The organism is Vibrio sp. VP6 (genome assembly GCF_028823755.1).
In the GTDB taxonomy this organism is placed as follows: Bacteria; Pseudomonadota; Gammaproteobacteria; order Enterobacterales; family Vibrionaceae; genus Vibrio; species Vibrio parahaemolyticus.
The window spans coordinates 39,984-49,702 of the sequence record NZ_JAPEID010000036.1 but is presented as its reverse complement, the minus strand read 5'-3'; the positions used below and the strand labels follow the sequence as shown (position 1 = coordinate 49,702).

At 39.8% G+C, this 9,719-nt stretch carries 8 protein-coding genes and 1 pseudogene; all 9 read right to left on the bottom strand.

What is annotated here, in order from left to right:
- Positions 1–140, bottom strand: a pseudogene (locus tag OU793_RS19175) (TerC family protein); the annotation flags it as partial.
- Positions 141–279: 139 nt separating this feature from the next.
- Positions 280–768 (bottom strand): hypothetical protein, encoded by a 489-nt coding sequence (locus OU793_RS19170; protein ID WP_159404124.1) that lies wholly within the window; start codon positions 766–768, stop codon positions 280–282.
- 21 nt (positions 769–789) lie between these two features.
- Complete coding sequence (locus OU793_RS19165) at positions 790–1,233, bottom strand: DUF1629 domain-containing protein (RefSeq protein ID WP_029799952.1); 444 nt, start codon at positions 1,231–1,233, stop codon at positions 790–792.
- 494 nt (positions 1,234–1,727) lie between these two features.
- Positions 1,728–2,174, bottom strand: coding sequence for a hypothetical protein (locus tag OU793_RS19160; protein WP_229652933.1), 447 nt, complete (start codon positions 2,172–2,174; stop codon positions 1,728–1,730).
- A 144-nt stretch (positions 2,175–2,318) separates the two neighbouring features.
- Positions 2,319–2,870, bottom strand: a complete 552-nt coding sequence (locus tag OU793_RS19155; protein ID WP_180793996.1) for a hypothetical protein — start codon at positions 2,868–2,870, stop codon at positions 2,319–2,321.
- Positions 2,870–3,463 carry a hypothetical protein gene (locus OU793_RS19150; RefSeq protein ID WP_159404126.1) on the bottom strand — a complete coding sequence of 198 codons (594 nt, stop codon included), beginning with the start codon at positions 3,461–3,463 and terminating at the stop codon, positions 2,870–2,872. The genes OU793_RS19155 and OU793_RS19150 overlap by 1 nt, the downstream gene beginning before the upstream one ends.
- On the bottom strand, positions 3,463–5,538 hold the full coding sequence (locus OU793_RS19145) for a PAAR-like domain-containing protein (RefSeq protein WP_236578016.1): 2,076 nt from the start codon (positions 5,536–5,538) through the stop codon (positions 3,463–3,465). The genes OU793_RS19150 and OU793_RS19145 overlap by 1 nt, the downstream gene beginning before the upstream one ends.
- Positions 5,539–5,851: 313 nt before the next feature.
- Positions 5,852–6,469, bottom strand: a complete 618-nt coding sequence (locus OU793_RS19140) for a hypothetical protein (RefSeq protein ID WP_025536768.1) — start codon at positions 6,467–6,469, stop codon at positions 5,852–5,854.
- A complete protein-coding gene (locus OU793_RS19135) occupies positions 6,470–9,715 on the bottom strand; it encodes a PAAR-like domain-containing protein (RefSeq protein ID WP_236578017.1) in 3,246 nt (1,081 codons plus the stop codon).
- Positions 9,716–9,719 lie beyond the last annotated feature (4 nt).

Here is a 9,719-nt window from a genome sequence, read left to right as displayed (position 1 = left end):
AAGGTTTTGAAACCAGGGTAACAGGTAACTAGGTTATTGATCTTTTCAGCAGTCATAACCATGACCAATGCAGAAGCAATAATTGCAGCAACCATAAGTGGTACTTCACTTGTTCAGCCGACTGCTGTGATGACAATATTTCAGATAAAAGTGAAATTGGTAGGAATTCACAATTGAACAGTTACCCACAAGCCCATTGCGAATTTTATCTACATAACATCAACTATTAAGAATAGTAATTGGATTGTAATTAAAAGAAAAAGCGCCTTTCGGCACTTTCTATACATCCCTTACCCAAACGTCTTTGACGTCTTTTTTAAGAAGGTCAATCACACTTTGGTGAATGAAAATGAAGCCAAAGTCTTCTTCTAGCTTAAATATTAATCGTTCTTCTAAAGGAACATTATCTAGTTTAGAGAAGTCAAACTCTGTTGACTCGATGTCTAACCAGTTCAACTTACCGTATTGTTTTTCTTTATCCGTCAATTTATAAGTTTGATGGATGTAAGGCATACGATAATCTTCGTAAACTTTAATTTCATCATCAGATGGCTGGCTTGGAGAACAATCCACGCGAGCGTCTAACCACTCTACTCCGTGTACAACCAGTTTCTCTACTTCTGATGCAATATCACTGATGATAAATAGCTTTGGAGAAAAGGTCATTTCCAAAAGCAAATCTGGCTCTACTGGCACAATTGGCTTGGGGCTTTGCTGGAATGGGAAGTCACTCAAAGATTGTTTAGATAAAACTATGTAGTTAGTCATTATTCTATTTACCTACTTACACTAGACTCGGGGCGTCTCTTCGGATGTATCAAATGAAAAGGCAACGATACTAGTACTTATTTTACCCTCCTCATCTAAACGGACAAGCGCTTCAAACAACTCGATTGAGAAGAACGTTTTTGTCATTCCGACAGGTTTAAAAACGTGCCTCTTGCTATCCGGAAGTTCCTTAATCTTTTCATCAGATAAGTAAAAACGGGTAGTTACGTCAGTCACTTTTATGCTTTTATCATAATCAACGACATCTACTAAGTTATCTACTGCTATTATGTAGCGCTCAGTTAACACTCCGTCTCCGGAACAGGTTAATTTTGCGGGATAAACTTCAACACCGTATGGATCGAAACTCATAATTAGTTCAGCAATGGGCTTACTGACATTAAAAGCTCCACCTCTGATTAAATCTAATGCTTCAATTTCATAGATATCATCATCTTTCCACACAATCTCACTTTTACAAGAAGTGGGAGTGAAATCATTATCATCATAGAAAGATGACCGACTATCAACGGAAGTAAATAATGATTCACCCTCGTTAAAGTTCTCATTTATGTATGCTATTTGCATTTTAAACGTGGAAAGCTCCAAATTTTATAACATAAACCAGGTTAAGAACAATCGTAAGTACAAATAATTATATTATAGAAAAAACAATCTGGTTTAAAACAACGGATTGATATAACACTCTCAGTTAATTTCAGAGCGTCAACATGACGTATTTTCCCTTTGACATAATCATTTATAAAGACACTTAGCCCGTATGTTTGGGATATATATATCCGGTTCAACTTTAACAAGTCGGAGTTTATAATTATCCAAGCTAGCTAGGTCATCAACTTTAAGCTCTGTATAATTTATGACATTTCCCATTCAACAGACCAATCGGAAACCTTTTGATGCTTTGAATATGAAAAACTCTTAACAGAGTTGATTTTTTTCTATAATTGATTTATGAAAAAAACAACGATAGCCCCATAAGAGGGCTTAAATACCAACCTTTCCTCGATGGGTATTTCTGATAATAGATCAAAGTTAACCCCCTTAACTTCATCCTCTATATCAATAATATTATAACAATGAAGATAAACAAACTCTTTATCTTTAATCTTAGCTGGAACAAGTGAATTTTTGTATAGTGTTAATTCTGATAACACTTCAAGAAAATCCAGGTCAAATAATATCTCCGTGTTGACAGAAACATCAAATGGAGCATCTATAGCGCTAAAACTCTCTAAGCTAATACATTCAAAGTTAACATGCATGGATGTAGATATCGCTTTATCCATTAACAAACTAAATCCACGTTCATCTTCCATGTTTACTACAAAATTCACCTTTGAGTAGTCATTTGATAACACATAATATTCTTCACTAATTGGCATCACATCATGCTTCTTAAACAAATAATAAAAAGAAGGCTAAGCGTTCAGCTTGCGTCTCCTCTTACAAAATACTCAACACATTACATAAATTGAAGCTATGTGCTCAAAAAAAAGCGCCTTTCGGCGCTGAATTTGGAAGTGGCAAAATCAATCTGCCCAACGAACCCAGATATCTTGCATATTGGCATTGAGCATGGCATCAACAACACTATCATGCACGAACATAAATGAGGGGTCTTGATCGAGTTTAAATATCAATCGCTGCTGAAGGGGTATAGCATGGAACTTACTTTCATCCAATACAGGGGATACGACAGCACCAATAGAGGGAGTTTCGCAATTCCACACAGTAGCCTCATTATCTAATACGTCATAGCGGTTAAATACGTGGAAGAGTACATAATCAACATCGTCAATTATCTCGTGTTCTTCTTCATCACCTATGTCAATCTGCACTTCTGCATCTAGGTGAGGTCGGTACGGGTTCTTAATTCGCTCTATCCCCAAAGGTTCCATGTCAGAGAGAATATCAGCGTATTTCTCTGCAAAAAATAAACGTGGACATTGACAGAAATCTACCACTAAGTCTGGTTGAGTCTCCATCATTCTCTCTTTATTTGCCTGTATAAGGCGATTATTTTCTTGGTAGTATTTACTACGATGAAAAATCTCATAGCCATGCATCGTTGATTTATCCATTAAATTTTCATTCCAAAACCAATGTCCCATTCCAATACTGGAACTAAGTGAAGTCCACTTGCATTCAATGCGATTAGAGATTCGGCAATTGTTTTGTGGACTAAACAATCCATCATGCCCCGTATTTTAAAAATATAACGTTTTTCTAACGGGATTTTTGAGAGTTTTTCGAAGTCAAGTCGACAGTTTCTTGGGTTTCCAACCTCACCATCATCCAAACGCTCAATATATAGGCCGTTATCAAAATCGTAAGCATCAATATCGTTATCAACAACTAAGACTGAATAAGAGTGATCGCTATCATCATTGTGGGTATATATAGCTGGGAGCAATTGAACTTTATAAAGGTCAAAGTAGTTGAGGACTTGTGTTATTCTACCTGAAAGTACAGGATCACTCGGGGCAGCCATAGCTTCGATTAATGGAACTTTCTCTTGGGCTTCAGCTGCTGACTCTATCCGGATTGGCATTTTAAGTGACATAGGTTCTTGGAAAATCAAATAGTGGCTTTTACTACAAGAAACATAAGGAGAAGGTACTTTACCAGCCCCACACACAAGTACATAATACTCTTCATTAATATCTGAAATCATTATTTTCCAATCTCTAAGTCATAGTTTTCAATTTGTCGCTTAGTGTTTATATTAATAATCGGGTGTATTTTTTTGCAATTTGAACTACAGCCCACGTAAGGTTCTACTTTAGGATCATAGTTTTTTCCATCACGAGTAATAAACCAGATAAAGTCAGCAATATTATCAAAAATATTTTTGCTTGATTCATTGAACTTCATAATCAACGAAGAGTTTGTTGTCTTGGAACAACTACCTTCTTTTGTTCGTTTCTTGATATCTGAGCTTAACTTGTCATGAACAAGCTTTACACATTCGTTCGTGTAGTTAAATTCATTACGATCGTGACCGCCTGCATGTCGAGGTTTCCTCAAAAAACACGCTGTTTCTTTCTTATTAGGAAGGCCAACACCATTTTTCCAAAAGTCGATGTTGTAAGCGCACGTCTGAGCAATTCGTCTAAGAAACATCATTTTTTCTTTAGTTTGCTTACTCTTTGCATTTTTTAGTTTGAATGCATTTTTAGGAATAAGATGGTGAGCCTGCACTGCTCCCGCCCCGTGCCACCAAGGGTGCTCTGTCTTGTCTCGCCAACCATTTCGTATTTCGAATTCTTTCCATAATTTTTGAGAGGAACCATCGTCCATAACTGCTTTGCTGATACTACCGACTTTCGCCCCTTCGCACTCTTTCTTCCCTTTTCCAATCTTTTTATTACACAACGGACACGTATCAGTCTTCTTTTTCGTCTTATTACGAGTCTTAATTACCTCAGCTTTGCCTCCTCCTTGAGCCGTCCCTGCAGAAATGCTAAAGGAAGTCCCTGATGTAACTAAAGGTGCCTCAGGCAGGATCATCTTGAGCCTATCATCAAAATCGCTTAAGACTTTAGATATTGGTCCGTCAGCTTTCTTAAAAAAGTCATCTAGCTGTTCCACACACCTTTTATAGGCGTCAGCAACAACAGTATACCCTCTTTTACGGCTCTCTTGCTCAAGTGTATCCATTAACGTTTTTACTTGTTTAGTAATATCATCTAGTTGACCATATATATCATTTTTGATGACGGACATATCAAGGCTTTGCATCCATTTGACCACATCACCTTTTGCTCCGGCTCTAAGGAAAGCAGCAATCATATCTAAATCAGCGGCTTTGCCCAAGATTTTAAGTTCCTTAAATAACCCTTTTATCAAGCTACCTGCGGTGGGAATAAAGCCAACTAGAGTGATAACGAGATCTGTGTACTTTTCTTTATCTTCTCTTATGTCGTCTGCATTATAAAAAGCATAAAGGTTGGCACTAATGTCTCGACCGTCCCCAATTTGATCGATGAATGGTATAGCTGTAACAGCACTATCAAAAGCAATTTGGCCAGCAGATCGATCTTGATTGAAGTCCCCCATGATCGCTCCCCAAGCCCATTGACTATAATCACTCGGCATTTCAACAGCATCCCAATATTCAACCAAGCCACGTCCAGCAAACTCTACTAAGTCCAAAGGCCCCGGCAGTTCAAGATAATCCTTGTTTGGTTGCGGCTTTTGGATTGGCTCTATATCTCTCTTATCCTCACCCAGGAATAAACTGATAGAACCTGCTGGTAAGCCCGTAATCGTCCCCTTACCTTTGTCGCTTAAAGTGCCAACATGTTCTGTACCAGTACTGTCAATAATCTTGAAATCGGCTTTGTATACTGGGTCTCCATCTGGGTATCGATAATCAATGTCTATGGTAAATGTTCCATCATCTGCTTCCGTAACAGAAACCGATGGGTTTTGTGCGCCACCCAAACACATAGTGTTGGCTTTGTTCATGGTCATTTGATCGGACAGGCGACATACACCCTTGCCTTCAAACTTAACCGTTGGTGAGGCTGAGATGAATTTTGCTTCGGCTTCTATGGTGCCGGATGCGACACCTTTTTTATCACCGCCCGCATCACCGGTACTCTTTGAGAAGGTACTGCCTTTGACCGCGACACTGCTGCCGCCATCCATAGAGATAGTCGTAGTGCCACCAGCAAGGTCTGCTGATTTAGCATTATTGCCATAAGGGATAGGAACGATCGGCTTGCCGACCTTCGGAAAAAACACTTAAGAAGGTGTGTTTACATGATTTATAGATTAAATCTAGTATTAAATGAAAAAGGTTTATTATATTTGACTTGTCCGGAAAATAGCTCATAAGCTCAACTGTCTATGCATCACCGTTATTGGTTTAAAGCTAATTAATGCATTAACTAGAGCTTCAGATAAATACAACCCACCCTCATCATTCGATAATATTTCATGTTATTTACCCATCTGAGTTTTGTATCTCTCGATGATGAGGAAAACCAATATTGCTCTTTGCTACAGAAGTACATCTACTTTGTCAGATAAACCAATGTTCAGAGCAGCAAAAAAACTATAAATCGCCAAAGTCATCATCACTAAACATTGCAGCAGGTCCCCACTGGTCAACCCTAATGAAACCAACCCCAGTAAGATTTGCCGCTTTTAGAGCATCAACCACTGTTTCATGGAACAAAAACTTAGGATCTTCATCTAAGGTAAATACCAAACGCTCTTCAAACGGGATTTTGTCTAAAACCGTTTCATCTAGCGATAGGGATTCTAAGAAAAAGTCATTTTTCACATATGTCCCATCAATGACTGAACGCCCTTGATGTATAGCTCTATAGTTATTCCAAATATGCATCATGAAGTAACTCGACCAGACTTTGTCGCCGTTAGTCACTTCTGTTGGATAAAAATCGACCCTCGGTAGCTCAAATGGTAACAATACTTGTCTAAATTTTTCCGATACCATTTGCTCTGCAATTTCATGATAATCGCAAGGGGAGAAGCTCTTTTTGTTCCCCTCACACACTTCCACCTTGCCAAGACCTTTTACTTCCCGCTTTAACGAACGTGTAGCCATCAGGTGCTCAAGCCCTTCATCAGAATCTTCAGCCTGCCCAAGCATATGAAAACCTGCATGACCAGACTCACACAGTAAATAATATTGCTTATCGTATTTCATCTATTTTCCCAAACGTAATGTACCGTTAAATCGTCCTAAACCGAAGCCATGCTCTCGAGTTTCACAGAATGTAGCTCGTTGTAGTCCTTGACGCTTCTGCTTAATTGTTGAAACATTGCTACAACCGGGGCCCCCTTGTCGATAATCGCGTCCATCGTAAGCAATCGTCCAAGTAAAATCTTGGATAAATCCAAGTATTTTTTTGCTGTGTTTCTTCATTTCTCGCTCAAACATCATGTTAACCTTTTCCTGACTATCTGCATAAGCACATAGTAGACCTCTTTCAATTTGACGCTTTAGCTTAAGGACCTGACTTTTTGCTGCTTTAGGATAACGTAAATCATTGCCCTGAATTTTATTGTTCTTGAATAACTTTCTGTTAAAGCTCTTTATATTTTCATGACGAGCATTATTTTCATGGCTTTCAAGTATACTTAGAGCTCTTTTGTTTTCATTGAGTGCCATACCTTGAGCGTGATTTCCCTGATGTCGCTGAACTCCCAACTCACAAGCTAGCTCCATTATTCCAGGAAGAGCCACTAAATTATGTATTTGGTTGATATCATAAGAAAAATTATCAAATAGCTTTTTGAACGTTTTGTCGCTTACTGCTTCTAGCGGGATAACATGGTGAACTTCTAACGAGCCTGTTCCTACATACCAATCATGTCCCTCGGGATAGGATTTACCTTTGCTCCGATAAGCCTTTTCCATCGCATCCAAATATCCACCTTTTTTATTCTGACCTTTCCCTTTTTTCAACCTTTTTCGGTTTTTGCATTTAGAGTCTCTACAAATCGGGCAGATTTTATCTAGCTCTGTTTCATCGTCTTTGGGTTTTTCTTTGTGGTTATTTTTCGAATGCTTCTTACCTGCAACCACATCATTCAGAACTTTTACTAAACGCTCTATGACTTTCCCAGACGATCTCGCTGTCGTTGCACCTGTCAATAAGACAGCCATTGCGGGGCCACCGACACCGCCAGCAGCAGTACCGGCCGCAGTACCGCCTATGACTATTGCTCCATCAATTCCCTTTTGAGTCGCTAGGGATAGACTATATTTCACCGCTTCATCTGCTGGTAGCGCTTCCAAATAGAGCTGAGGAATAGTTAGCAGATATTCTCTAATTTCCTGATCAGAAATGATAAGAAGTAACCGCTCCATTGCTTCAGTCGCCTCTTGTAAGTACAGAGCCCCTCGATCAACCCTTTTCAACGCTTCTTCTAGCTCATCGATATCACCGGTCGTAATGGCATAAATTAATACGCTGAGGTCAATATCTAGAGCATCTAGGTAATCGCCAATCTCTCCAAAGTCAGGCACATAGTTTGTTACACCATCTCCCACCCCTTCGATTGATGACTTAGCCATTTCCCAAAGGTATTCTGTCGTCGACGCACTGTCTAACTCGGCTTTTCTCGCTCGAAGTTCGTTTAATTCTTCTTCAGTTTGCGCCTTTAGCTCTTCAAGTAACTCTTTCTGAGGGCTTGGTTGGGTAGCGTTGTAAGCAATGGTTTCTTTTACAAGATAATCGGCATACTTTTTGATTTCCTCTTTTAGCACGTCTAACTGCGCCGGACGATCCGCTTCGGCTTTGGCTGCTTTATCTGGGTCACCGAACTCAATTTTCGGCACTTCGTGCTGAGGAACCCCATAAACACTTGCTACCCCTTTACCATTAAGTAGGCCTTCAAAGACCTCACCACTACTATAAGTGAGTCTATAAGGTACATTCGATACTGGTGTTTTTTCTTTGTCGTTGTAACATAACTCCAGTGCAAAAGGTACTGGTAGTGTTCTTTCTGCGTGTACAACATCGGATACTTTTTCGGATTGAGTCGTTTGCCCATTAGAAAAGTTATTCACGACTTTTGGCTTTGCACCGTTAGAAATCAGTTTTGAACTTTTCTCTTGCAGCTTCTCCATGCCTGAAGCGGTGATATCTGGTAGTTTTGCTTTTACTTCGTTGGCACTTTTTGCTTGAACCTGCAACGTATCGTAAGCAACTTGATACCCTTTCATCGAAGCGTATTTTGACAGAGCATCAAATCGTTGAGCAACTTTGCTCAGTATGGTGTCAAGCTGCCCAGAGACTAACTTTGTCCAGTCATTCCAGTTTAATTCTTTTAAATACTTCTCTGAATCACCGTAACCTTGCTGCCTCAACAGAGCCAGTATATTGTTATGCGATTCATCTTCGTGTATGGAATGTAATAAGTTAAGCGTTACACCGTTTTTATCAATGATTGGTGCGACTTGAGCTATCAATTCGTTTGCTACTACAGAATAATCATCGTTTGTGCCAAATAGTAGCGCGATATTTTGCGAGATATCATTCGCTTCTTTCTCTGTTAACTCATACTCAAAATGCGCTCTTACTTCCGTTGCTAACATTGAGATAAAGTCTTTATCTGAACCTAAGTTTTCGTCAAAAACACCCCAAGTACTACGGACGCTGTCGACACTTCTAGGCTCCCAAAACGGGAGTTTTTCTTTTGCACAATGGGCAAAGAGCTCGTCATCGCTCCACTCATATTTATGTCCATTTAAGCCACGAGATGTTTTAGCTTCATATTTTCTTGAATCTTCCTCGTAGACGACATAGCATTCACCTGGGGGTAAAGAGGACACACTACTGCGCCCATTAGAATCAAGTACTCCACTCCCTATTTCAGCATTATTCCCGTCAAAAACCTTAAACTTCGCATTAGCAAGAGGTTCTCCATCAGGATAGCGGCACTCTATATCCAGCGTGTACGTCCCTTCCTGCTCTTCCGTCACAGAGACCGATGGGTTTTGTGCGCCGCCCAAACACATAGTGTTGGCTTTGTTCATGGTCATTTGATCAGACAGGCGACATACGCCCTTGCCTTCAAACTTAACCGTTGGTGAGGCTGAAATGAATTTTGCTTCGGCTTCTATCGTGCCGGATGCGACGCCTTTTTTATCGCCGCCCGCATCACCGGTACTTTTTGAAAACGTACTGCCTTTAATTGCGACACTGTTGCCACCATCCATAGAGATAGTCGTAGTGCCACCAGCAAGATCTGCTGATTTGGCATTGTTGCCATAAGGGATAGGAACGATCGGCTTGCCGACCTTCGTTAAACAAACATCTGGGAGCGTTGCATTCGCTTCACCACCTGAGCCTTTATGAACTATCGAAAGTCCATTTGCACCAACTGTTACGCCCATAACCAATCCATTTGAATTTTGTTGATTGAATAATAAAAGAGATCGCATATTG

Excerpts from the sequence above, each read along its gene's own strand:
- OU793_RS19170 (WP_159404124.1), bottom strand. The coding sequence starts at position 768 with ATGACTAACTACATAGTTTTATCTAAACAATCTTTGAGTGACTTCCCA.
- OU793_RS19155 (WP_180793996.1), bottom strand. The coding sequence starts at position 2,870 with ATGGATAAATCAACGATGCATGGCTATGAGATTTTTCATCGTAGTAAA.
- OU793_RS19150 (WP_159404126.1), bottom strand. The coding sequence starts at position 3,463 with ATGATTTCAGATATTAATGAAGAGTATTATGTACTTGTGTGTGGGGCT.
- OU793_RS19140 (WP_025536768.1), bottom strand. The coding sequence starts at position 6,469 with ATGAAATACGATAAGCAATATTATTTACTGTGTGAGTCTGGTCATGCA.
- OU793_RS19135 (WP_236578017.1), bottom strand. The coding sequence starts at position 9,715 with ATGCGATCTCTTTTATTATTCAATCAACAAAATTCAAATGGATTGGTT.